This is a genomic window from Gorillibacterium sp. sgz306347 (assembly GCF_059735245.1).
On record NZ_JCAPET010000001.1, the window covers coordinates 32,078 to 56,501 of the forward strand.

Annotated in this window: 21 protein-coding genes and 1 other annotated feature; of the genes, 20 read left to right on the forward strand and 1 reads right to left on the reverse strand. The window is 60.9% G+C overall.

Annotated elements, in window-relative coordinates; genetic code table 11:
* Positions 1-2 precede the first annotated feature (2 nt).
* The 17 genes from spoVAD (at position 3) to leuS (ending at position 18,998) form a co-directional block, all read left to right on the forward strand.
* Positions 3-1,025, forward strand: coding sequence for a stage V sporulation protein AD (gene spoVAD, locus AC6I6H_RS00140; protein WP_497949135.1), 1,023 nt, complete (start codon positions 3-5; stop codon positions 1,023-1,025).
* A complete protein-coding gene (gene spoVAE / locus AC6I6H_RS00145) occupies positions 1,025-1,375 on the forward strand; it encodes a stage V sporulation protein AE (RefSeq protein ID WP_497950212.1) in 351 nt (116 codons plus the stop codon). The genes spoVAD and spoVAE overlap by 1 nt, the downstream gene beginning before the upstream one ends.
* 264 nt (positions 1,376-1,639) lie before the next feature.
* Entirely contained in the window at positions 1,640-2,599 is a 960-nt protein-coding gene (locus tag AC6I6H_RS00150) for an AAA family ATPase (RefSeq protein ID WP_497949138.1), read from the forward strand.
* A gap of 6 nt (positions 2,600-2,605) precedes the next feature.
* Entirely contained in the window at positions 2,606-3,844 is a 1,239-nt protein-coding gene (locus AC6I6H_RS00155; RefSeq protein WP_497949142.1) for a DUF58 domain-containing protein, read from the forward strand.
* Positions 3,841-6,105, forward strand: a complete 2,265-nt coding sequence (locus AC6I6H_RS00160; RefSeq protein WP_497949145.1) for a DUF4129 domain-containing transglutaminase family protein — start codon at positions 3,841-3,843, stop codon at positions 6,103-6,105. Before AC6I6H_RS00155 ends, AC6I6H_RS00160 begins: the two co-directional genes overlap by 4 nt.
* 134 nt (positions 6,106-6,239) lie before the next feature.
* Positions 6,240-6,731 (forward strand): YqeG family HAD IIIA-type phosphatase, encoded by a 492-nt coding sequence (locus tag AC6I6H_RS00165; protein WP_497949149.1) that lies wholly within the window; start codon positions 6,240-6,242, stop codon positions 6,729-6,731.
* Between the two features lie 45 nt (positions 6,732-6,776).
* Complete coding sequence (yqeH, locus tag AC6I6H_RS00170) at positions 6,777-7,919, forward strand: ribosome biogenesis GTPase YqeH (RefSeq protein WP_497949152.1); 1,143 nt, start codon at positions 6,777-6,779, stop codon at positions 7,917-7,919.
* Between the two features lie 56 nt (positions 7,920-7,975).
* Positions 7,976-8,839, forward strand: a complete 864-nt coding sequence (locus AC6I6H_RS00175) for a shikimate dehydrogenase (protein WP_497949154.1) — start codon at positions 7,976-7,978, stop codon at positions 8,837-8,839.
* A 45-nt stretch (positions 8,840-8,884) separates the two neighbouring features.
* Positions 8,885-9,175 (forward strand): ribosome assembly RNA-binding protein YhbY, encoded by a 291-nt coding sequence (yhbY, locus tag AC6I6H_RS00180; protein WP_497949159.1) that lies wholly within the window; start codon positions 8,885-8,887, stop codon positions 9,173-9,175.
* Positions 9,176-9,205: 30 nt separating this feature from the next.
* Positions 9,206-9,817, forward strand: a complete 612-nt coding sequence (locus AC6I6H_RS00185; protein WP_497949161.1) for a nicotinate-nucleotide adenylyltransferase — start codon at positions 9,206-9,208, stop codon at positions 9,815-9,817.
* Positions 9,783-10,364 carry a bis(5'-nucleosyl)-tetraphosphatase (symmetrical) YqeK gene (gene yqeK / locus AC6I6H_RS00190; protein ID WP_497949163.1) on the forward strand — a complete coding sequence of 194 codons (582 nt, stop codon included), beginning with the start codon at positions 9,783-9,785 and terminating at the stop codon, positions 10,362-10,364. The genes AC6I6H_RS00185 and yqeK overlap by 35 nt, the downstream gene beginning before the upstream one ends.
* Positions 10,361-10,702, forward strand: a complete 342-nt coding sequence (gene rsfS, locus AC6I6H_RS00195) for a ribosome silencing factor (RefSeq protein WP_497949165.1) — start codon at positions 10,361-10,363, stop codon at positions 10,700-10,702. The genes yqeK and rsfS overlap by 4 nt, the downstream gene beginning before the upstream one ends.
* A 2-nt stretch (positions 10,703-10,704) precedes the next feature.
* Positions 10,705-11,631, forward strand: coding sequence for a CvfB family protein (locus AC6I6H_RS00200; protein ID WP_497950216.1), 927 nt, complete (start codon positions 10,705-10,707; stop codon positions 11,629-11,631).
* Positions 11,632-12,070: 439 nt separating this feature from the next.
* Entirely contained in the window at positions 12,071-13,030 is a 960-nt protein-coding gene (locus tag AC6I6H_RS00205; RefSeq protein WP_497949169.1) for a class I SAM-dependent DNA methyltransferase, read from the forward strand.
* Positions 13,023-13,604, forward strand: a complete 582-nt coding sequence (locus AC6I6H_RS00210) for a hypothetical protein (protein WP_497949171.1) — start codon at positions 13,023-13,025, stop codon at positions 13,602-13,604. The genes AC6I6H_RS00205 and AC6I6H_RS00210 overlap by 8 nt, the downstream gene beginning before the upstream one ends.
* Positions 13,605-14,144: 540 nt before the next feature.
* Positions 14,145-14,402 (forward strand) — a binding site (T-box leader).
* Positions 14,403-14,479: 77 nt separating this feature from the next.
* Complete coding sequence (locus AC6I6H_RS00215) at positions 14,480-16,183, forward strand: 2-isopropylmalate synthase (RefSeq protein ID WP_497949174.1); 1,704 nt, start codon at positions 14,480-14,482, stop codon at positions 16,181-16,183.
* Between the two features lie 370 nt (positions 16,184-16,553).
* Positions 16,554-18,998, forward strand: coding sequence for a leucine--tRNA ligase (gene leuS / locus AC6I6H_RS00220; RefSeq protein ID WP_497949177.1), 2,445 nt, complete (start codon positions 16,554-16,556; stop codon positions 18,996-18,998).
* 105 nt (positions 18,999-19,103) lie between these two features.
* Here the strand turns inward: leuS and comER are convergent, their stop codons facing one another.
* Complete coding sequence (gene comER, locus AC6I6H_RS00225) at positions 19,104-19,934, reverse strand: late competence protein ComER (RefSeq protein WP_497949179.1); 831 nt, start codon at positions 19,932-19,934, stop codon at positions 19,104-19,106.
* Positions 19,935-20,265: 331 nt separating this feature from the next.
* On the opposite strand from comER, the gene AC6I6H_RS00230 reads away from it, so the two are divergent.
* The 3 genes from AC6I6H_RS00230 to AC6I6H_RS00240 all read left to right on the forward strand — a co-directional run bounded on the left by AC6I6H_RS00230 (position 20,266) and on the right by AC6I6H_RS00240 (position 24,377).
* Complete coding sequence (locus tag AC6I6H_RS00230) at positions 20,266-21,102, forward strand: ComEA family DNA-binding protein (RefSeq protein ID WP_497949182.1); 837 nt, start codon at positions 20,266-20,268, stop codon at positions 21,100-21,102.
* A gap of 81 nt (positions 21,103-21,183) precedes the next feature.
* The gene (locus AC6I6H_RS00235) at positions 21,184-21,702 is read left to right on the forward strand and encodes a deoxycytidylate deaminase (protein ID WP_497949184.1); all 519 of its coding nucleotides are present in this window, start codon (positions 21,184-21,186) and stop codon (positions 21,700-21,702) included.
* A 110-nt stretch (positions 21,703-21,812) separates the two neighbouring features.
* Entirely contained in the window at positions 21,813-24,377 is a 2,565-nt protein-coding gene (locus AC6I6H_RS00240) for a ComEC/Rec2 family competence protein (RefSeq protein ID WP_497949186.1), read from the forward strand.
* Positions 24,378-24,424: the final 47 nt, after the last annotated feature.

The window sequence follows — 24,424 nt, forward strand, 5'->3', positions numbered from 1 at the left end:
CCATGCTGCAGGGGACGCAAAGCTGGCGATTTGAGTCAAAGCCCCGTTTGGCGGGATACGCCGCGGCCGTCGGGCCGGAGGAAGGCAAAGGCCCGCTGGCGGAGGACTTTGACAAAGTCAACGACGACATGAGGCTGGGGCAAAAATCGTGGGAGCAGGCGGAACGCGCCTTTATGGAGCAGGCGGCCGAGCTGGCGATTCAGAAGGCGGGCTTGTCCAAGGATGAGATCAATCTGTATGTGGGCGGCGATCTGATGAACCAGATCGTGAGCACCAGCTTTGCGGCGCGGTCGATCGGGATTCCCCACCTGGGGATATTCGGCGCGTGCTCGACGGCGATGGAAAGTCTGGCGCTGGCGGCGCAGTTCGTGGACTCGGGCGCGGCGCACTACGTCCTCTCCGGGACATGCAGCCATAACTGCACCGCGGAAAAGCAATTCCGCTATCCGACCGAATACGGCTCCCAGAAGCCTCCGTCGGCCCAATTCACGGTAACGGGAGCGGGCGCAGCTGTAGTGGGCGCCAAAGGAAAAGGGCCGGTGGCCGTCCGGGCGACTATCGGACGCGTAGTCGACATGGGCATCAAAGACCCGTTCAACATGGGCGCGGCTATGGCGCCGGCGGCGGCGGACACGATTGCCGCCCACCTGGCCGATTTCCGGCTGGAGCCGGGGTATTACGATTTGATCGCGACGGGGGATCTGGCGATGATCGGGCACGACATCGTCAAGGATCTGCTCCAGGACCGGCGGATCCCGATGGGGCAAACCGAATTTACCGACTGCGGGCTTCTGATTTTCGACCGGGAGACGCAGGGCGTGCAGGCGGGCGGGAGCGGCTGCGGCTGCTGCGCCTCGGTGACGTACGGCCATCTGCTGAAGCGGATGGAAAAAGGAGAGCTCAAGCGCATTCTGGTGGTGGCGACGGGGGCGCTTCTGTCTCCCTTGACCTACCAGCAGGGGGAGAGCATCCCCTGCATCGCGCATGCCGTAGCGCTCGAAAGCGAGGAGGTGGCAAAGCCATGATGGACTATGTTTGGGCGTTTCTGGTCGGGGGCGCGATTTGCGTCTTTGGCCAGATCATGATCGACGGGTTTAAAATGACGCCGGCCCACACCATGGCGACATTGGTGGTGATCGGAGCGCTGGTGGACGGGCTCGGCTGGTACGATCCGCTCATCGCCTTTGCGGGGGCGGGGGCGACCGTGCCGATTACCAGCTTCGGGAATTCGCTCGTTCACGGCGCGCTGCAGGAATTTGACCGGACGGGCTGGATCGGCATCCTCACGGGGATCTTCAAGATTACGAGCGCCGGCATTTCGGCGGCCATCATTTTCTCGTTCTTGACCGCTCTTGTCGCCAAGCCAAGGGGATAATTCGTCAAATCGACAATGTTTTCACGGTTTCGCGCGATTCAACCGCCGGATGCCCGGGTAACCATACCTATACCGTATGTCTTCGCAACTTGGAGATGTGCGGTATTTTTGTGCTGTCTTTTTTGGCGGGATTCCGCAATTATCGCTCGTTTGAGTGTACGAGCCCTTTCAAATCTTGTAAACTGGAGACAGACCCGTTTTAAGAGACTTTCGAAGGGCTCCTGCCGGAGCCGTTCCCACTATAAACTTACTGGAGGCTAGTGCATGGAAAGTACCCGACAGCAGGAAATGGACAAGGTACACCGCTTGAAGCAGAATCTCGAAGCTTGCATTTTGGGCAAAAGCGAAGAAATCGAGCTCCTGGTTATCGCCCTGTTGGCGCGCGGCCACGTGCTGCTGGAAGATGTTCCGGGAACGGGCAAAACCGTTCTGATCAAAGCGCTGGCCAAATCGGTCGAAGGCGACTACCGCCGCATCCAGTGCAATCCCGATCTGCTGCCCACCGATGTAACCGGCGTATCCATCTACCACCCGCGGCTGGAGGAATTCGTGTTCCGTCCCGGTCCGGTGATGACCAATATTTTGCTGACCGACGAAATCAACCGCGCCACCACCAAGACACAGGCCGCTCTGCTCGAGGCGATGGAGGAGCGCCATGTGACGGTGGACGGCGTGCCCCACAGCCTGCCGAAGCCGTTCATGCTGCTCGCCACCCAGAATCCGATCGATTTCGAGGGAACCTATATTCTTCCCGAAGCGCAGCTGGACCGGTTCATGGTCAAATTCAGCCTCGGCTATCCCGATGAGGCGACCGAGTACCAGATGCTGCAGGCGCAAAGCAAGACGCACCCCGTAGACGAGCTTCAACCCGTGGCGGGCATTGCCGATATACTGGCCATTCAAAGCCTGGTGGACGATGTCTTTCTGGAGGAGGACCTGGGCAAATATGCCGTCTCCATCGTTCGCAAAACGCGCGAGCACCCGGCGATATTCCTCGGCGCCAGCCCGCGCGCGACGCTTTCGCTCACCCAGGCGGCCAAAGCCTGCGCTTTCCTGCGCGGCCGGGATTATGTGCTTCCCGACGACCTGAAATTCCTCGCTCCCTACGTGCTGGGCCACCGTATCATTCTGCAATCGGAAGCCCGTCTGGAGGGGCTCTCCGTAGACGGCGTGCTGCAATCCGTTCTGGACCAGGTCCGGGTGCCGGTCCGGCTGCAGAGGTGATGCGGCTTGAACTTGAGCTATAAACGGCAAGACGCCAAGATGCCGCGCCGCTACTGGACGATTATCGGATTTTTTGTCGTCAGCCTGCTGTTTCTTCTGTTTCAGGGCGGAAAATTCGCCTTCATGACCTTTGTGATCGTTGCGATTTTGTGCGCTTACATCGTGCTGGGCCGGTGGAGCGGAGTGGCGAACGTCCGGGGAAAACGCCAGTTGGCGGACGAGATCGGCAAAGAGCCGCTGAAGGCGGGCAGCTCGGTCGAGGTAAACATCGACGTGCAAATTCCGGGCTTCTGGCCGATTCCGTACGTGATGGTCAAAGACACCCTGCTCCACCGCACCAAGGGCGCGACCTCCTTTGAGACGACTTTGATCCCGGATTGGAAGCGGCGCGGGACGGTCAGCTATCAAACGCATCCGCTCCGCAGGGGGCATTACGAGTTTCAGCAGGTGGAATGCTCCACCGGAGATATCTTCGGCGTGTTCGAGCATTCCGGCCGGATGAGCCTGCCTGTCCATTTCAGCGTCTTTCCCGAAACGGTGGACATTTCCGAATGGACGAGTCTGCATCAATTGATGAAAGGCATGCACCACCAAGCCGTTTCCACGCGGGCTCACCGGGAAACAACGCAATTCAGCGGAATCCGGGAGTACAATTACGGCGACCGGCTGTCGCGGATTCACTGGAACGCCACGGCGCGGACGGGGATCTGGAAGTCCAAGGAGTTTGAGCGGGAATCGGAGCTCAACGTCATCCTGGTGCTGGACCGGACCCGCGGCCACTACCGCGACGAGGAAACGTTCGAGCTGGCGGTATCGACGGCGGCTTCGCTGTTGGAGTACGGACGCAAGCAGGGCTATTCGTTCGGGCTTCTGTCGGTCGGGGAAGAGGCGGCGTACTTCGAGCCGAAAACCGGTCCCCAGCAGTACCGGGCGATGGCCGGCCATTTGATCAACGCGGAAGCGGACAGTCCGTATCCGCTGCCGAAGGTGCTCGGAGAGCGGGCGCGCAGCTTTGCCCCGGGCATGCTGGCGATTCTAATCTCGCCGGAGAAAAGCGGGGAGGCCTGGCAGGCCATGAACTGGATTCGCCAGAAGCAGATGAGCGGCTGCCAGTTTCTGATCGGCGCGGATGCCGCCGAAAGCGGCGGCCAATGGGCCCAATTCATGCAGACCAAGGGATTTCTCGGCTACGCAATCGCGTCGCTTGACGAGCTCCCCGGCAAACTGGGAAGGAGGGGACAATGAATCTCGCTCCCGCGAAACCGGGACGGGGCAGGGTGCTGGCCGGCCTGTTCGGCGATTGGCCGCGCATCTTGACCTTGCTTTTCTCGGGCCTGTTTCTTCTGTCGTTTATGCATTGGTTCGGCGAAGAGGACGGGGGCTTCCTGCCCTTGACCCGGATGCTGATCATCGTGACCCTGAGCTTTACTTTCTTGACCGAGATGTGGCGGACGAAAAGCGTGCCGATGGTGCGCACCGTCCAGCTTCTGGGCATCGCTCTCATTCATATTCTTCTTCTGGACTACAGCCCGGTCTGGGCCAAGCCGGAATCGTGGACGGAATTCTGGAATCTTCTCTATTACAACGCCGAGCAGCTGTACCCGTACTACTGGTTCAGCATGGGCGCCTGGATTCTCTACCTGGCCGCAAACTGGTGGATGCGGACCAAACGGCGCATCGTTATCGCGATGGTCGGCGGCGTTCTGGTCATGGCGCTGCGCGATTCGTTCAGCGAGGTGTACCTGTGGGACGAGGCGGCCTGGCTCATTCTCTGCTCCCTGTTCCTGCTTGTCATCCGGCGGTTTGCGGAGCTGAAGGCAAAGAACCCGGTGGGCTGGGGCTACATCACCGATTATCCGGTCAGCTTCGTGGTGCCGATCGTGCTGCTTCTTATACTGACGGTCGGAGCGGGCACGCTTTCCCCGAATGTGACCAATATCCTGACCGACCCCTATACCTTGTACAAGAGATGGGAAGGGGAGCCGATTAATCTGCCCGGCAAATCGCTCACGCCGAACAGTCCGGTCCAGCCGGGGGTGCGGACCGAGTCAGGGTACAGCCGGGACGATTCCTCCCTCGGCGGAGGGTTCAATTTTGACTATACGGAAGTCTTCAAGGTGGATACGACGCGCCGCAGCTACTGGCGCGGGGAGACCAAGTCGCTTTATACCGGGGCCGGCTGGGAGGACGGCGGCATCGAGGACGACGAGCCGACTTACCGCCTGAACGGCAGCACGGCTTCGGAGCTTGAGCCGGACACGTCGGTGAACAATTCCAGGATGAAGACGGTTGACGTTACGCAAACCGTAACCTTCACAGGCGACAAAAAATTCCCCGTCATGTTCGGCGCTTATTCGATCGCCGCGCTTGACGGCGAGGACGGCAAAAACGACGGCCTCGGCAGCCTGGAATGGCGCCCGGCGTCCACGGAGCTGCGCTGGGGACGGGGCGGCCAGCCCAAAACCTATACCGTTATTTCCAAAATGCCGGTGCTTGACGAAGCGGGCCTGCGGACGGCCCCGCTTAACTTCTCGGGCAAGCAGGCGTTCGCGGACTACCTTCAGCTTCCGGATTCGCTGCCGGGCCGGGTCGGCGAGCTCGCCGCCGATATCACCCGGGCGGAAGAGACGCCTTACGATAAAGTGAAGGCGCTCGAAACCTACCTGCGCACCACGTATCCGTACACGAACGAGCCGAACGAACAAGAAGGCGGCAGCGAGGACTTCGTGGACCGGTTTCTGTTCGAGACGCGGGAAGGGTACTGCGATTACTTTTCCACCGCCATGGTGGTCTTGAGCCGGACGATCGGAATGCCGGCCCGCTGGGTGAAAGGCTACACCTACGGAACCAGCAACTTTGACGAGTCGATTCCCGAAGAGATCATGCGCGGACAAATCAACATCGACCCGAACGGGGGCGGCACTTACACCGTTCACAATTCGAATGCGCACTCCTGGGTCGAGGTTTACTTTGAAGGTTGGGGCTGGGTTCCGTTTGAACCGACGAGCGGTTTCTCCGTTCCTTACGCCGAAGATGAAACCGCGCCGGAGCCGACCGCGACGCCCGAAATTCCGGAGACGGACGAGACGGCGCCGCTCGAAACCGAATCGGACGATAACGGCCGGACCTCGACGGCTATCCTTTTCTCCGTGCTGGGCGGGCTTCTGCTGGCGGCGGCCGTCTGGTATTTTGCCGGCTACCGGCAAGACCGCTGGACGCCTTCCTTCCTGCGGAGGTCTAAACCGGAGGCCACCTACAACCGGCTGCTCATCAAGGAATACGAGCGCCTTCTCCGCCATTCGCGGAAGCGCGGCTATCCGGTGAAGGAGTCCGAAACGGCTCGCGAAACCTTCGACCGCTGGCGCAAAAAAAGCTCCTGGATCGCCGGCGACCTGGAACGGCTGCTGGCTCTCTTCGAGAAAGCCAAATACAGTCCGCTAACCGTCACTTCCGAAGAAACGGAGCAGGCGGCCGGACTGGTCCGCAAGCTGCGGAAGGAAATGTAGAAACTTTGCGGGCGATCGCCCCGCCGCTTCGATCGCGAAGACGGCGGGGCGATTCGTTTTTTGCGGCTTTTGCGCGAAATTGGACATCTATGGTATAGTTTCATTTATAAATCGGCAAATTTGAGGTGAACGGTTTGTTGAATAAACTGGTGCCCCGCCGGCGCATCGTTACCATTTACGAGCTATCGCTGCCCGAGCTGTGGGCGCAGGGCGTACGGGGCATTATCACGGACCTGGACAATACGCTGGTCGGCGCCAAAATCCCGCTTGCCACCCCCGAGCTGGTGGAGTGGCTGAAGCATGTCGAGGAGCTGGGCTTTCAGGTTGTCATTGTGTCCAACAACAAGGAAGCGCGGGTCAGCAAATTCGCCGAACCGCTCGGGATTCCGTTTGTGTTCGGTGCCCGCAAGCCGGCGGGCGCGGCGTTTCACCGCGCGCTTGCCATCATGAACCTGGAGCCGGAGCAGGTGATGGTGCTCGGGGATCAGATGCTGACGGACGTGCTTGGCGGCAACCGGCTCGGCCTGTACACGGTGCTGGTCCAGCCCATTTCCCTTCAGGACGAAGGCTTTTTCACCCGCATCAACCGGAGGCTCGAGAAGATCGCGCTCCGTCTTATGAAATAACGATACGTTGCCGGGCTTGGCGAAGTCCGGGACCGGGAGGAACCGATGAACCGTATTAACGAAGAGATCCGCATGGATGATGAGGAAGACCTGCGCTGCGAAGGCTGCGGCGTCGCGCTGCAAACGGACGATCCCTCCAGGCTGGGCTACCTGCCCGAGCAGGCGCTCCTGAAGGTGCCGGTCGTCTGCCAGCGCTGCTTCCGGATTAAGCATTACAACGAAGTGTCGGGGGCGACGCTGAACCAGGACGATTTTTTGAAAATTCTCGGCGGCATTGCGGATACCGACAGCCTAGTCGTGCATATCGTCGACCTGTTCGACTTTGAAGGCAGCCTGATCTCCGGCCTGCAGCGTTTTGTCGGCAACAATCCGGTGCTGCTCGTTGTGAACAAAATCGATCTGCTGCCCAAGGTGACGAATTTTAACCGCGTGCTCAACTGGGTCCAGCGGCAGGCAAAGCAGTATGGGGTCAAGACGGTCGACGTTGCGCTGGTCAGCGCAAAGAAGAACATGGGCTTCGAGCACCTGCTGCAAAAGATCGACGCGCACCGCAAGAAACGGGACGTGTATGTGGTCGGGGCGACCAACGTCGGGAAATCGACGCTGATCAACCGCCTGATCCGCGATTACAGCGATCTGGAGGCGGAGCTGACCACCTCGCCCTACCCGGGGACGACGCTCGATCTTGTTCAGATTCCGCTCGAAGACGGGAAAGAGATCGTGGACACGCCGGGCATTGTCTACAAGCACCGGATGACCGAGCTGGTGGACAAGAAAGAGCTGGCCGCCCTTATGCCGGGCGGGCCGCTGAAGCCGGGGGTCTACCAGCTGAACGAGCAGCAGACGCTGTTCTTCGGCGGTCTTGCCCGCATGGATTTTGTCAAAGGAGAGCGCCAGTCGTTCACCTGTTATGTTTCGGGCGGCATGAAAATTCACCGCACGAAGCTGGAGCGGGCCGACGAGCTGTATGCGGATCACCTCGGGGAGCTGCTGAATCCCCCGGGGGCGGAGACGAAAGAGTCGCTCCCGCCCCTGGTCAAGCATCCGCTGCGCATCACGCCCGGGCAGAAGACCGACGTTCTGGTTTCGGGCCTCGGCTGGATCACCGTCCAGCCGAAATCGGGAGCCGAGCTTGAGGTCTGGGCTCCGAAGGGCGTCAAGGTTGCGGTGCGGCCTGCGCTGATCTGAAGAGAGCGGCACGAATACAAAGCGGATCACGCTTGCGAAAACGGAGGGACGGCGAGATGAAGCAGAACCGGGAGGTCGATACCGGCACCGTTCTTTTCGGCGTGTTCGGAGACCCGGTGGCCCATTCCAAGTCGCCGCTCATGCTGAACCGGGCCTTTGCCGAAACGGGCCTGAATGCCGTTTATGCCGCCTTTCACGTTCGGCCGGAACAGCTGGCGGCTGCGGCTGCCGGCGTGCGCGGCCTGGGCCTGCGAGGCGTAAATGTGACCATCCCGCACAAAGTGGCGGTTATGGAGCATTTGGATGAGCTGGATGAAAGCGCCCGGCTGATCGGAGCGGTGAATACCGTCGTGAATGATGGCGGACGGCTCAAGGGGTATAATACCGATGGGACCGGCTATATCCGGTCCTTGATGGCCGAGACCGGTTTCCGGCCGAACGGAAGCCGGGTTCTCCTGCTGGGAGCGGGAGGAGCGGCGCGGGGCATCGCGTATGCGCTCGCCAAGGAAGGGGCCGCCGAAGTGATCATTGCCAACCGGACGCTCAGCCGCGCGGAAGAACTGGCGAAGGATCTGGGCGGTCTGGGCGTTATCCGGGCCGTTGCGGCCGGGGAAACGGGGGCGTGGATCGCCCGCTCCGACCTTGTCGTCAACACGACGCAGGCGGGCATGCACCCGAACGTGGAGGAAACTCCGATCGATGCGGATGCGCTCCGGCCCGGTCTTCTCGTAAGCGATATTATTTACAATCCCCGCAAAACAAAGCTTCTGCGCGAAGCGGAGGCCAGGGGAGCCGTCATTCACGGCGGTCTGGGAATGTTCGTCCATCAGGGCGCGATCGCGTTTGAGCTGTGGACGGGCCGCGCCGCGCCGGTCGCCGCCATGCGGGAGGCCGTCGAGCAAGCGCTCGGCCGGGAATGAGCGGGCGGACCGGTTTGTTACTTTGAAGGAATAGAGGGTAAACATATGGTAAGCGGAAAACAAAAACGGTATTTGCGGTCTCTGGCCCACCATTTGACGCCGATCTTTCAGGTCGGCAAGGGAGGGGTCAACGGGCATTTGCTGCGCCACATTGAAGAGGCGCTCGAAGTGCGCGAGCTGATCAAGGTATCCGTTCTGAACAACAACGCCGACGAACCGAAGGACATTGCCGAAGAGCTTGCAAGTGGCTCGGGGGCGGAGCTGGTTCAAGTAATCGGAAGAACGGTCGTACTCTACAAGGAATCGAAGGAACACAAAACGATCGAGCTGCCGTAGTTCCGCAATTGCTCGGGAGGCGTTCTCATCATGAAGATCGGAATCATGGGCGGCACCTTCGACCCCGTTCATCTGGGCCATCTGCTGATGGCCGAACGGGCGATGGAGGAGGCGGGTCTGGACGAGGTCTGGTTTATGCCGGCCAACGTTCCGCCGCACAAACAAGGCCATTCGCGCACCGGCGGGGAGCAGCGCCTGCACATGGTGGAGCTTGCGGTACGGGGCAATCCGCGCTTTCGCGCCTCGGATTACGAGCTGCGAAAAGGCGGCACCTCGTACACCGTCGACACCATGCTGGGGCTCCGCGGCGAGCGGCCGGACGACGAGTTCTTCTACATCATCGGGGCCGACATGGTGATGTATTTGCCGCATTGGCACCGGGTAAAGGAGCTGGCTCGGCTGGTTACCTTTCTCGGCGTCGGCCGGCCGGGATACGAGCTGCGAATGGAGCAGCTGGAACCGGAGCTGCGAAGCAGCGTCCGGCTCCTGCCGTCTCCTCTCGTGGAGATTTCTTCGACGGACATTCGCCGCAGACGGGCGGACGGCCGGACCATCCGGTACCTGGTTACGGAACCCGTGCTGGACTACATTGAGGTGAACCGATTATATGAAGCTGGAGCAATTGATGGAGGCCGTACGTAAAGAACTTCCGGCCAAACGGTGGGAGCATACGCTCGGCGTCATGCGGACCGCCAAGGAGCTGGCGCGCAAATTCGGCGCCGACCCGGACAAAGCCGAGCTGGCGGGCCTTCTGCACGACTATTGCAAATATTGGCCGACCGAGCGGCAGCGCCTGGTTATTCTGGAGAGCGATCTTTCGAATGAACTGCTGCAATACGACAAGCCGCTGTGGCATGCTCCGGTCGGGGCTTATGTGGTCAGCAAGGAATTCGGCATCCGGGATGAAGAGGTACTGGATGCAATCCGCTACCACACGTCCGGGCGCGTGGGAATGACCATGCTGGAGAAGGTCGTTTGCTTGGCCGATTACATGGAACCGGGCCGGGATTATCCCGAGGTGGCGGAAATCCGCCGGCTGGCCGAAACCAGTGTCGAACGGGCGCTGATCGCCGGTTACGATTCGACGATGCACTACCTGTTGACCAAAGGGGAGAAGATTTATCCCCTGACGCTTTTATCCAGAAACGCCCTGATTGATGAAGTCAGGAACGGGAGGAAACACCGATGACAAACGAACAACTGCTGGACCTGGTATGGGATGCGGCGGATAGCAAAAAAGCGCTGGATTTGACGGCACTCGATCTGAAGGGCGTTTCGCTGATCGCCGATTATTTCGTTATCTGCCACGGGAACTCGGAGACGCAGGTGCAGGCCATCGCGACGGAAATCCGCAAGCGGGCCGAAGGCGCGGGCGCGCAAATCCGCGGCATTGAAGGCATGGACAAAGCCCGCTGGGTGCTGATTGACATCGGAGATGTCGTGGCGCATGTGTTCCACCGCGACGAGCGGGAATATTACCGGATCGAGCGTCTGTGGTCCGATGCGAAAGCGGTTGAGAAAGTATGACGATCAGCTGGGAAGCGGGGACAACCGTCGAGCTGCAGGTGGCGAAGGAAGTGCCGCCTTACGGCTATTTTGTCACCGACGGGGTCCGGGAAGTGCTGCTTCACTATACGGAAAAGACCCGCGACATCAAGGTCGGCGAGACGGTGCGGGTTTTTCTCTTTTACGACACCGAGGACCGGCTGGCCGCCACGATGAAGGAGCCCTTGATCCGCTTGGGCGAAGTGGCCCTTCTGGAGGTGGCGGACATCCATCCCCGCTTCGGCGCTTTTCTCGACATGGGGCTCGGACGCCAGCTGCTGCTTCCGTTTGCCGAGCAGCCGGAGCTGAAGGAGCTGCGGCCGCAGGTCGGCGACAAAGTGTTCGCCGTGCTGTCGCATGACAAGCAGGGCCGGCTGCTGGCCCGGCTCGCGGGCGAGCAGGAGCTGGCGCCGCTTTGTTTTCCCGCGCCAACGTCCTGGCTGAACCGCTGGCATGAGGCAAGGGTCTACAAGCCGCTGCAAATGGGAACATTTGTCGTTGTGGAGGGCGGCGTGCTCGGGTTTGGCGCGATCGGCCTGATCCACGCGACGGAACGCACCGCGCCGCTCCGGGTGGGCCAAACGGTGAAGGTACGCGCGGTCTATCTTCGCGAAGACGGCCGCCTCAACCTTTCGATGCGCCAGCCGAAGGAGCAGGGGCGCGAGGAAGACTCGGCCAAGGTGCTGAACTTCCTGAAGGCGCGCCCGGACGGGGCGATGCCGTATTCCGACAATACGCCGGCCGACATTATTCTAACCAAGTTCGGCATCAGCAAAGGCGCATTCAAACGCGCACTCGGCAAGCTCATGAAGGAAGGGCTGATCGAGCAGAAGGAAAACTGGACGCGGCTGAAGGCGGACGCTGCGCCCGGTCAGACGGAAAAACGGGAGAATGCGGCGCCGGAACGGTAAAACCGTGCCGGAACGAAACGCCGCACCCGAACGGTACGCCGCGCCGGAACGGTACGCCGCGCCGGAACGGTACGCTGCGCCGGAACGGTAAGCCGTGCCGGAACGGTACGCTGCACCGGAACGGTACGCTGCGCCGGAATGGTACGCTGCACCGGAACGGTACGCTGCACCGGAACGGTAAGCCGTGCCGGAACGGTACGCTGCACGAATAGTGCGCCCACCGGAAACCCGGCCCGGAGCCACCAGCCGCAAAAAAATGCAAGTGGTTTAGGCTGCGTGTAATGATTCTTCCGATCCTGGTAATTATGCGGCGGCAAAAGCTTCCGCTTCGGAGCCTTGCCGGTCCGGGTCAGTACGCCGCGGGTTTCGAAATAGCGCCATGCCGAACGCGCTGGCGTTATTTTTATTTTGCAGATAAAGCATGGAGGGGAAGGAAAGCATGGCATACGGACGGTTCGCCACTTATTACGACCGGCTGATGGAAGACATGCCGTACGATGAATGGCTGGCGTTTTTGGAGGAATGCTGGCGGCGTCACGGACGGAGCCCGCAAAGCATCGCCGATCTCGGCTGCGGCACGGGAAATCTGGCGATCCCGCTGGCGGAGCGCGGTCACCGCGTCTGGGGCATCGATCTGTCGGAGGATATGCTTGCGGTAGCCCGGATGAAAAGCGAGACGCGCTCCCGCGGAAGCCTTCCCGGCTCGACCGTCTGGCTGCAGCAGGACATTCGCGACTGGGCGCTGCCCGAGCCGGTGGACGCCGTTGTTTCCATGTGCGATTGCCTGAATTACATAACAGAAGAGGACGGCATCGCCGAAGCGTTCCAAGCGGCTTATCGAGGGCTGGCGGACGGCGGCTTGTTTGTGTTTGACGTGCATACACCGTACCGGCTGGAAACCTACGCCCGGGAGCAGCCCTTTACTTTAACCGAGGAAGACATCGCTTATATCTGGTACTGCTACCTGGAGCAAGAGACGTGCACCCTGACGCACGAGTTGACGATCTTTGCCCAGGAAGGGCTGTTAGGGACGTCAGCAAGCGCGTGGGGCGGGTACGGGAATGAGGCTACGTTCGAAAGCGAAGGCCTGGACCGGAGTCCCGCCCGGGGGCAGGAGCCGGACCAAAGCCAAACACCAGGTCCTGTACGGGCTAGCGAAAACGTGCAGGGAGAACGTTCCGGTGCGGATGGCGGTGCAAAAAACGAACGCTTTTTCCGGGTGGAGGAAGTGCACGAGCAGCGGGCCTATGCGCTCGATTGGCTCCAGGCGCAGCTTCATGCCGCCGGATTCGGCGAAGTAAACATTTATTCGGATTTCACGTGGACGCCGGCCGGACCGGAGACGGAACGGGCGTTTTTTGTCGCGGTGAAAGGGGAACGGGAACGCACGGATGCATAGGAATGAAGTGGCTGCCGGGAGCAAACCTGCCCGGAGAAACGGCGTTTCCCGCAAGCCGCCGCGAAGCCGGCTCCTCTGGACCGGTGTCGCCGGAGCGGCCGTGCTTCTCGTTCTGGCGCTGCTGTACGGGTACCGCGTTTACACGGAGGCCGGGCCGCGCCAAGCCAGCTTCCGCACGACGGCCAGCACTCCGCTGACCGGCGAGCGGCTCGGCACCCTCCGGCTCGGCGATCCCATCGGAGCAGATGCGACGCTGTCGCAAAGCAACGAGCTGTACACCTACTACGCTCTGGACGGGGGAGCGGAGGCGGCCGCCGGAAAGCAGGACGGCCGCATTGTGCGGGCGATCCTCGGCCCGGACGCTTCCCCGGAGCTGACGACGGCCCAAGGGATCGGCATTGGAGCGGACCGTAAGGCCATCGTCGCCCGATATGGCCTGCGCTGCTACAAACGAAGCGAGCAAGGCGTCTCGATCATCGGCTACGTGGACAAGGAAGCGGGGATCACGCTGGAGTTTTGGCTGCGTGACGGCAAAGCCGACATGATCCGGCTGGACAAGGCGGAGATGAAATAGGCTCTCCGCAAATAACCCCTATGCTTGCAGACCCGTCTTCGACCGCGCTACCCTAAAACACACTCCTATTCCCTAAAAAATACTTCCCCGTTTACCCTAAAAACACTTCCCCTTGTTATTATCTGCCTTGAAAAACGCAACTCCTTTTCAATGTCTGCGGATGGGGCTGGCAGAAGGGGATTCGCGGCTAATGGTTGCCACAGAGGCTATTTGCCCCAAAATGGGGGTTTGCAAATTGTAACGGTTGCCACCGCGCTTATTTTCGCTTTTTTGCTTGATTCGCCCCGGTTTTTCTGTAAATAAGCTCCGTGGCAACCGNTGGCCCGAATAAGCGCTGTGGCAACCGTTAGCCGTTAGTGCAAGGTCGCTCGTTGCCGGACAGCGCGGATTACGGACGGGTGCATCAGGATGAAACTCGTTTTGCCGAAACCCGGTTCCCCGAATCCTTTCGTTTCGCCTGGACGAATACACGGAAGCTCGCCTTGCGAACATTAACGCTTGCTTCCTTTACTCCGATGTAGTATAGTAGCAGCAATAATTCAAAATACGTTGAAGAGGAATAGTACGATTCCCCGAAGCGACCAGAGAGCTGCTGGATGGTGCGAAGCAGCCGCGAACGGAGTCCGAACTCGCCTTGAAGTAGCCCGCTGAAACGGATTTCGAGTAGGTGGGGACGGAGCCTGACCGTTACGACAGGAGGATATAAGGCCGCATGCGGCCCGTATCTGTCCGAGTGCGCGCCCAAACCGGCGCGAATGAGAGTGGTACCGCGTAAGACACAAGTCTTTCGTCTCTGGCAAGTGGAGACGGGGGGCTTTTTTTATTGCGCTGAACCGCCGGCCGCGATGCGAGTAAGCGAAGAGAGGATGGGGGATATGAAAAACGTCGAGAAGTATGCGAGGGGTTATTTTATGCCGCCGGTTGCCAGCCGGAAGTGGGTGCAAAAGGAGTCCATCACGGAAGCGCCAAACTGGTGCAGCGTGGATCTCCGGGACGGCAACCAGGCGCTGGTCGTGCCGATGAGCCTGGAGGAGAAGCTGGAGTTTTTTCAGATGCTGCTCCGCGTCGGCTTCAAGGAAATCGAAATCGGCTTTCCGGCCGCATCCGACACCGAATATGAATTTGTCCGTACGCTGATCGAGCAGGACCTCATTCCCGACGACGTGACGATTCAGGTGCTGACCCAATCGCGGGAGCACATCATCCGCAAAACCTTTGAAGCGCTGAAAGGCGCGAAAAAGGCGGTCGTGCATCTGTACAATTCGACCTCCGTCGCGCAGCGCGAGCAGGTATTCCGCAAGTCGAAGGAAGAGATTGTCGAGATCGCCGTCAACGGAGCCAAGCTGCTGAAGGAGATTGCAGCCGAAACGGAGGGCAGCTTCCAATTCGAATATTCGCCCGAAAGCTTTACCGGGACGGAAGTGGAATTTGCCCTGGAGATCTGCAACCGGGTGCTGGAGGTATGGCGGCCGACGGCGGACAACAAGGTGATCATCAACCTGCCGGCGACCGTATCCCTTTCGATGCCGCATGTGTACGCGAGCCAGATCGAATACATGAGCGAAAATCTGCATTTCCGCGAAAACGTCATTTTGTCGCTCCATCCCCACAACGACCGGGGAACGGGCATTGCGGACGCCGAGCTCGGCATTCTGGCGGGCGGCCAGCGGATCGAAGGGACGCTGTTCGGCAACGGAGAGCGCACCGGCAACGTCGACGTGGTGACGCTTGCGCTGAACCTCTACTCGCACGGCGTGGACCCCAAGCTCGATTTCAGCAACCTGCTGGATATCCTCGAGGTTTACGAGCGCTTGACCCGCATGAAGGTAAACGAACGCCAGCCCTATGCCGGCAAGCTCGTCTTCGCGGCCTTCTCCGGCTCCCACCAGGACGCCATCGCCAAGGGCATGAAGTGGCGGGAAGAGCGGGAGCGCGAGCATTGGACCGTGCCGTATCTGCTCATCGATCCGAAGGACATCGGGCGCGAATACGAAGGCGACGTAATCCGCATCAACAGCCAGTCGGGCAAAGGCGGCATCGGCTATTTGCTGGAGCAAAAATTCGGCCTCGACCTGCCGCCCAAAATGCGGGAAAGCTTCGGCTACCACATCAAAGGCGTTTCCGACCGGCTGCACAAGGAGCTGCTCCCGGAGGAAATCCACGGCATTTTCATGCAGGACTATGTCAACATCGAGAGCCCGGTCGCGTTCGTCAATTACCGGTTCACGCAGCACAACGATTACCGAACGGTCGTCGAGGTGCGGAGGGACGGGCGGACCGAGGAATTTGCGGGCGACGGAAACGGCCGCCTGGACGCCATCAGCAGCGCGCTGCAGAAGCATTTGGGCATCGCCTACAGCAACCTGCTTTATAAAGAACACGCGCTGTCCGTCGGATCGGAATCGCAGGCCGTCACCTATGTGGGCGTTACCGCGGAAGACGGCACCGTGTATTGGGGTGCAGGCATCGATGCGGATATCATGACGTCTTCGGTCAAGGCGCTGTTCAGCGCGGTGAACCGGATTTTGAAGCAGGCGGCGCCGGCGGAGCAGGAAGAGGCGCAGCCCGCCAAACCTTGACAATCCGAGCCGGATCACCCTATAATTTCTACAGGTTTTGACATGTAAAAAGGCATGGAAAAAGGATCAGTACTTCGCGAGCGCTTTGACAGAGAGCCGGACAGGGTGGGACCCGGCAGGCGGCAGCGGACGAACTCGCCTTTGAGCCGAAGGAAGAAGCCTGGAACCGCGTCAAGAGGCGCGAATCCGGCCAACCCGACCGTTTCGCCCGCGTTAAGGGCTTCAAGTGAGCCGCGCGCGTGTTGGCGGTTAACTAGGGTGGTACCGCGGGAATCCGACTCTCGTCCCTAGCTCTTAGCTGGGGCGGGAGTTTTTTGATGTTGCGGGCAGGTCGCCGCCATTTCCGTTCATTTCAAGGAGGCAGTTACGCATGGCGCAGGAAAAGGACAACAGCTACAACCCCCAGGTCATCGAGCCGAAATGGCAGCGGTACTGGGACGAAAACAAAACCTTCCGTACCGACGCGTCGGAGGACAAACCGAAATTTTACGCGCTGGACATGTTTCCGTATCCGTCCGGGGCGGGGCTGCACGTCGGCCACCCCGAAGGCTACACGGCCACCGACATCGTCTCCCGCTACAAGCGGATGCGCGGCTACAACGTGCTGCACCCGATCGGGTGGGACGCATTCGGCCTCCCGGCGGAGCAGTATGCCATCGACACGGGCAACGACCCGCGCGAATTTACCAAGAAGAACATTGAAACCTTCAAACGGCAGATCAAGTCCCTCGGCTTTTCGTACGATTGGGACCGCGAGATCAGCACAACCGACCCCGAGTATTACAAATGGACGCAGTGGATTTTCATCCAGCTGTACAAAAAAGGCCTCGCCTATGTCGACGAAGTGCCCGTCAACTGGTGCCCGGCGCTCGGGACGGTGCTGGCGAACGAAGAAGTCATCGACGGCAAAAGCGAGCGCGGCGGCCATCCGGTTATCCGCAAGCCGATGCGCCAATGGGTGCTGAAAATTACGGAATATGCCGAGCGGCTGATCGACGACCTGGAGGAGCTGGACTGGTCCGAGAGCATCAAGGACATGCAGCGCAACTGGATCGGCAAGTCGAAAGGAGCGGAGGTCCGCTTTTCCGTGGAAGGGCAGGCGGATATGACGCTGACCGTTTTCACGACCCGTCCCGATACGCTTTACGGCGCCACCTACTGCGTGCTCGCGCCCGAGCATGAGTACGTGGACGCCATCACCACTCCGGAGCAAAAGGATTCCGTCGACCTGTACCGCGAGAACGCGGCGCGCAAAAGCGATCTGGAGCGCACGGACCTGGCAAAGGAAAAGACCGGCGTGTTCACCGGCGCTTACGCCATCAACCCGGTCAGCGGGGCGCGCACGCCGATCTGGATCGCCGATTATGTGCTGGCGGGTTATGGGACGGGGGCCATCATGGCCGTTCCCGGTCATGACCAGCGGGACTATGACTTCGCCGTCAGCTTCAACCTGCCGATCACGGAGGTGGTGAAGGGCGGAGACTTGTCCAAGGAGGCGTATGCGGGGGACGGCGAGCACGTCAATTCCGGTTTCCTCGACGGTCTGGACAACGAAGCGGCCATCGCCAAAATGATCGAATGGCTCGAGGCCGAAGGCAAAGGCCGCGGCAAAACGACCTACCGGCTCCGCGACTGGCTGTTCAGCCGCCAGCGCTATTGGGGCGAGCCGATCCCGATTCTCCATCTGGAGGACGGCACGATGAAAACGGTGCCGGAGGACCAGCTTCCGCTCATGCTGCCGAACGTCGATTCGATCAAGCCGTCCGGCACCGGCGAATCCCCGCTCGCGAACGTCGAGAACTGGGTGAACACGACCGATCCCGAAACCGGCATGAAAGCGCGCCGGGAAACGAACACGATGCCGCAATGGGCTGGCAGCTGCTGGTATTACCTGCGCTATATCGACCCGAAGAACGACAAGGAATTTTGCTCGAAGGAGCTTCAGGAAAAATGGCTGCCGGTCGACCTCTACATCGGGGGAGCGGAGCACGCGGTGCTGCACTTGCTGTACGCCCGTTTCTGGCACAAGGTGCTGTATGACCTCGGCTATGTCGCGACGAAGGAGCCGTTCCACAAGCTGGTCAACCAGGGCATGATTCTGGGCGAAAACAACGAGAAAATGAGCAAATCGCGCGGCAATGTCATCAATCCGGACGACATCGTAGGCAAGTTCGGCGCCGATACGCTGCGCATTTACGAAATGTTCATGGGGCCGCTGGAAGCCACCAAGCCGTGGAGCGAAAGCGGTGTGGAAGGGGCTTACCGCTTCCTCTCCCGCGTCTGGCGGATGGTCGTGCGCGAAGACGGCGGCCTGAATCCGAAAATCACGGAGGACGACGCGCAGGTATCCGCTGCGTTCAAGCGCACTTGGCACAAATCGGTGAAGAAGATTACCGAGGACATCGAGGGCCTGCGGTTTAATACGGTGATTAGCCAATTGATGATTTTTGTCAACGAGGCCTACAAAACCGAAGCAATTCCGAAGAAAGCGCTGTTCGATTTCGTGCAGATGCTTTCTCCGCTGGCCCCCCACCTGGCCGAAGAATTGTGGGAGCGGCTTGGCGGCAGCGGAACGATCACCTATGCCGCATGGCCGGTCTTTGACGAAGCGCTGACGGTCGACGACGAGGTCGAGATTGCGGTGCAGGTGAACGGCAAAATCGTCGAGCGCGTCGGCATTCCTGCCGCCATGGAGCAGGAGGCGATGCAGGAGCTTGCGCTCGGACTCCCCAAAGTGAAGGAACTGACGGAAGGCAAAACGGTGGTCAAGCTTATCGCCGTCAAAGGCAAGCTGGTAAACATCGTCGTGAAATAAGCGGCTCAATGGAAGAAGGACGGAACCTCGGCGCTTGCTGGAGGTCCGTCCTTCTTTTTTTTGGATCACGCAGGAAACGGAGTATGCGGTTTGCAGGGCGCTGCGTTACCTTTTGCGGGCATGAAAGGCGGCTTCGGTTTTTTCCACGTCCTCGGCGTATTTTTTATGGGTGATCCGGATCAGCCGCGGGAATGTTCCGTTCAGCTCGTCTTCCAGCAGATGCAGCCCTTCCCGGGTAATGCCGCCGGGAACCGCGACCCGTTCGATCAGCCGGGCCGGTGACATGCCGCCAGTGGTCAGGAGCACGCCTGTGCCGAGCAGCATTTCGCAGGCCATCCGTTCCGCTTCCGGGTACGGAATGCCGGTTTCCTCGACGGCGGCGTCAATCAGCTTTTGCAGGATGAAAGAGAGAAACGCGGGACCGCAGCTGGATAAATCGGAGCTGATCCGCGTATGCTCCTCCGACACCTCAATGGGACGGCTGATCGGGGTAAGGAGCCGCTCGACCAGCCGCTTGTCCTCCTCCGTAATCCGGCTGCCGTAAATGCACAGGGCCGCTCCGCTCATCACATAGTTGGTTACGCTCGGGATCATTTTGACGATCCGTCCGGGCAGCCGGTTTTCCAGCTGGCGCAGAAGCACCGGGCTGGTAATGGAAACGATCAGCTGCTCTTCCCGGCAGACGGCTTCGATCTCCTGAATCACCTCCGGGTAATCGCCCGGCTTGACGCAAAGAAACAAAACGTCGCATGCTTCGGCCGCCTCCCGGTTGGACTTCACGACCCGCAACCCGGGATAACGCGCGGCGAGCGTCAGCGCCTTGGCCGGCGTCCGGTTGGCCGCGACGATCCGGTCGGGCCGGAAGACGCCCGCGCGGACGAACGAATCGATCAGGATGCTGCCCATGCTGCCCGTTCCGATAAATCCCGCTCTCATGACCCACCCTCCTTTCCCGTCATTGCGGCGGTCCGAACCGTCGCAGGATAGCTCTTTCAACTGTATGCGCCGAGGGTTTCGTCCCATTCCGTCAAAACCATCCGCTGCGTCTACGAAATCGGCACGCCGAGCGGATGACGGAAGGAAAGAGCAACCCCCAGGGAACTCTTTTTGCAGCTTTGCGGTTTGCTTGAACAATTCGGCGGCATGGGGTATAGTGGAAACAAATGGATCGAACGGGATGGAAGCACCGTCTCTTTTCTCCTCGCGGAGAAGGGAGGCGGTGCTTTTTGTTTGTGAAGCCGCAGCGGTCCGACAGGAGGAAGATGGCATGGGAATGCTGATCATGCAGTACCGCAAACAACTGCTGGCGGGAGCGGCCGCTTTGCTGCTTGCGCTGGGGGGGTATTGGCTCGGCCGGACGCACGGCACAGCCGAAGCCGAGGAAGGGATGCTCCGGATGAACCGCCAGGTGGAAGCGGCCCTCGGGCTGGAAGCAGCCGGGGCATCCGAGGGCAAGGAGGAAGCGGCCGGGGGCGTGAGCGCCGGAGGAACCGGCTCCGGGGCGGGCGCAGGAGCGGCTGTTGGAGGCGGCCCGGCGGGAAATACGGCGGCCGCGCAGGCCGGCGGAAATCCGGCCGGCGCCGGGGATGCCGCCGCTTTGGCCGCCGTTCCGGCCGGCAAGGAAGCCGCCGGAGCAGCAGCGGGCGCTGCGCCCGGAGTGGAAGGGGCGGGGGCAACGGTAGCAAATCCGGCGGGGGGCGTTCCGGGGGCGGCCGTACCGGCAGCCGCCGGGAACGGTGCCGCCGGTACGGCCGGAGTCGCGTCCGCCGGGGACGCCCCGGGCCGGGTGGACGACGCGGCGGCTGGAGGCGGGAGCGCCCCGCAGGCGGCAGGCCAGCCGAGCGGCGGCGGGAACGAGTCCCCGGCGGCCGCGTCCCAGCCCTACGCGGCGGTGGATACGGGGTTAATCGACCTGAACAGCGCAGGGGTAGAGGAACTCATGGAGCTGCCGCGCATCGGGGAGACGAAGGCCCGGGCGATCATCGCCTACCGGGAACAGAACGGAGGGTTCGGTTCGCCCGAAGAGATCGTCAACGTAAAGGGCATCGGGGAGAAGACCTATGAAGCCTTTCGGGATATGATTACGGCTCGTCCTTTGCGGTAGCCGTCTTCCTTTTTCATTCTTTTTGTGAGAGAATAGGCACAATTGCAGGCGGATAAGGGAAAAGGAGCGATAGATCCGGGTATGAACGCGACGCGCAAGAAGGATTGGGACACCTACTTCATGGATATCGCCTATATGGCGTCCACCCGCTCGCAGTGCCCCCGGCGGCATGTCGGGGCGGTGCTGGTGCAGGGCAAGAAGCTGCTCGGCTCCGCATACAACGGGGCGCCGATGGGGGTGCCGGATTGTTACGAAGCGGGCTGCATGCTGGCCGAAGAATATGAAATGCAGGACGTGAACGGACAGCAGACGGTGGTCAAAAAGCAGCGCTGCATCCGGACGATCCATGCCGAACAAAACCTGATCCTGTTCACAGACCGGATCGACCGGGAAGGCTCGACGGTTTACGTGACGGATCAGCCCTGCTGGACCTGCGCCAACATGCTGGCCAACAGCGGCATCAAGGAAATCGTCTACGACCGCATGTATCCGAAGGACGCGGAGAAGGTCGCCGCGCTGATGAAAGAACGCGGCATTCTGCTGCGCCGGCTGGAAGCTTATGCGCCGCCGGAAAACACCCTGACGGACGTGATCAACTGAAGCGGACTGGATCATGTCGGGGGTGGAATCATTTAAACCATGAAACGAAATGACACGAGGAAGAACCTCTCAGGCCGGAGAGGTTCTTTTTTATATAGGGGGAATGGCGGGTGAGAAGCCCGTTTGTCGGATTGACGCTGGCGTTTTTGGCGGGCCTGGCGCTGGCTGCGGCTGCGGGTCCCGTTCCGGTTCCCGTCTGGGCTCCGGGTATCGTACTGGCGGCTCTCGCCGTGGTTTGCCTGTCACTGGCTACGCACAAAAAGGCGGGAACGCTTTTTTTGCTCGCCGTTTTTGCTTTTTCCTATTACCAGGCTGCGGACAGCAGCAATCGCTCCGCCATCGTCCCGCCAGCCTCCGGACCGGGGGCCGCCGGACAACCTCAGCCGGTGCGGGCAGCCGTCCGCGGAGTGCTGACCTCGCCCGTATCCGTGGACGGCGACCGGGCCGTTTTTCTTATGGAGACGTCCTCGGTTCAGCTAAACGGCTCCGGGCCGAAACCGGTGCGGGAAAAGCTTCGCGTTGCCGTCCGCCTGCTCAAGCGGGAAGAGCAGGCCGAAGCCGCCTCCTGGCGGCGGGGCGACGCTGCCGCAATTTCCGGGCAGCTGCTTGAGCCGGAGCCCGCCCGCAACTTCGGCGGCTTCGATTATCGCGCTTACTTGAAACGGCAGCACATCCACTGGCAGCTGTCGGTAAAAGGCCTGGCGGAGGTGAAGGCGGATGCGGGGCAGCGGGGTCCCGGTCCTGCGCTCCGGCTCCTGCGCTCCGTCGACCGGGTCCGGGAACGTCTTTCCCTGGCCGTGGAGGACGCTTTCCCGGAACGGCAGACGGGGTATATGAAAGGCCTGGTGCTCGGCGTTCAAGAAGAAATCGATCCGGAGCAATACCGGCGGTTTTCCGATCTTGGCCTGACTCATCTGCTGGCGATCTCGGGCCTGCATGTCGCCGTGTTTGTCGCGGCCCTGCTGCGGCTTTTCGGTCTGCTGGGTGTAACGCGCGAGCGGGCGCGGCTGGCCGTGATGGGGCTTTTGCCGCTCTATATTTTGCTCACCGGGGCTTCGCCGTCCATTCTTCGCGCCGGGCTTATGGCCCTGCTCGCCCTCTGGGCCGCTCACAAGGGCACGCTGAAGGACGGCCTGCATCTGGTCTGCGCCACCGCTTGGGTCTTGCTGCTGTGGAATCCTTATTATGTGCTGGATGTCGGGTTTCAGCTGTCTTTTCTGGTGACGGCAGGACTGATTCTGGGCGTTCCGCCCGTGTCCCGGCTGCTGCCCATCCGGCACAAGGGTTTGAACGGAACCGTTGCCGTGACACTGGTCGCCCAGGCCGTTTCCTTTCCCTTGACCGTCTTTTATTTCAACCAATTCTCCCTGCTGTCGTTCGCCGCGAACCTTATTCTGGTCCCGGTTGTCAGCTTTGCCGTTACCCCGGCGGGAACGGTCGCCGTTCTGGCCGCATTGGTCCACGCCCCCGCTGGCCGCCTGCTCGCCTGGCCGACGGCGCAGATCAACCGGCTCTGCTTCGCGGCGGTGGAATGGCTGGACCGGTTCCCTTCTTTTCGGCTGATCTGGCCCTCTCCGCCCGCCTGGTGGATAGCGGCCTGCTTTGCGTTCGGGGGCCTTCTGCTGGCAGGCGCGGACCGGCTCAGGCGGCGACGGACGCTGGCCGCCCGGGCGGTCCGCCTGCCCGACGCGCTCCCCGGGCCGCTGTCCCGCCAGCCGCTCCTCCGCTGGACCGCGGGCGCGGCGGCCGTCCTTGTGCTGCTGGTCGGCTGCTCGTACCAGCCGGACCGGTTGGATCGCACCGGAACCGTGTCTTTCCTCGACGTCGGGCAGGGCGACTGCATTCTGATCCGCACACCGGGGCGAAAAGATATTCTGGTAGACGGAGGCGGAACGCTCTCCTTTGAGAAGCCGGGGGAGGAATGGAAAAGGCGGCGCGATCCCTATGAGGTGGGGCGGAAGCTGGTCGTGCCGCTTCTGAAGAAGCGGGGCGTCCGGGAGCTGGATGCGCTCATCGTTTCGCATAACGATATGGATCACATCGGCGGCCTGCTTGCCGTCGTCGAGCAAATTCCGATCAAACGGATCTTCTTTAACGGCACCCGGCCCGACGATTCCGCTTCCCGCGCGTTTTACCGGGCGGCGGCGGAGCGGGGCATCCCGTTGGTCCAGGCGGGACGGGGGGCGGTCTACGCCCCGGACGGCGAAACGGTCCTCCGGTTTCTGTCTCCGGACGGGCAATCCGGACAGCTGGACGAGCGGAAGGAACAAAATGCCGCTTCTCTCGTCTTTTATATGAAAATGAAATCCGCTGCCTTTCTCTTAACCGGAGATATGGACAAACAAAGGGAAAAAGCTATACTGAAAGAATTGAGGCCTTGGGCCGGTGCTGCGAACGCGGGGGCCGGACCGCTTCTGGATGTGCTGAAGGTGGCTCATCACGGGAGCAAGACGTCGACGGACCGGGAATGGGTTGCCTTCTGGAGCCCGAGGTATTCCGTGATATCCGCCGGTAAAAACAACCGGTACGGCCACCCGGCGCCGGAAGTGGTCGGCCGGCTTGAGCGGGCGCGGACGGAAATTCTCCGGACGGACCTTCAGGGGGAAATCCGCTTCCGGGTCGGCGTGAGCGGCCTCCGGCTCGAAACCAAGCTATCCGGTGCGGATCTGGAGTAACGGGAATCAGATTCCGATGGGCTGGCTGCGCGGAATGCCAAGGGGAC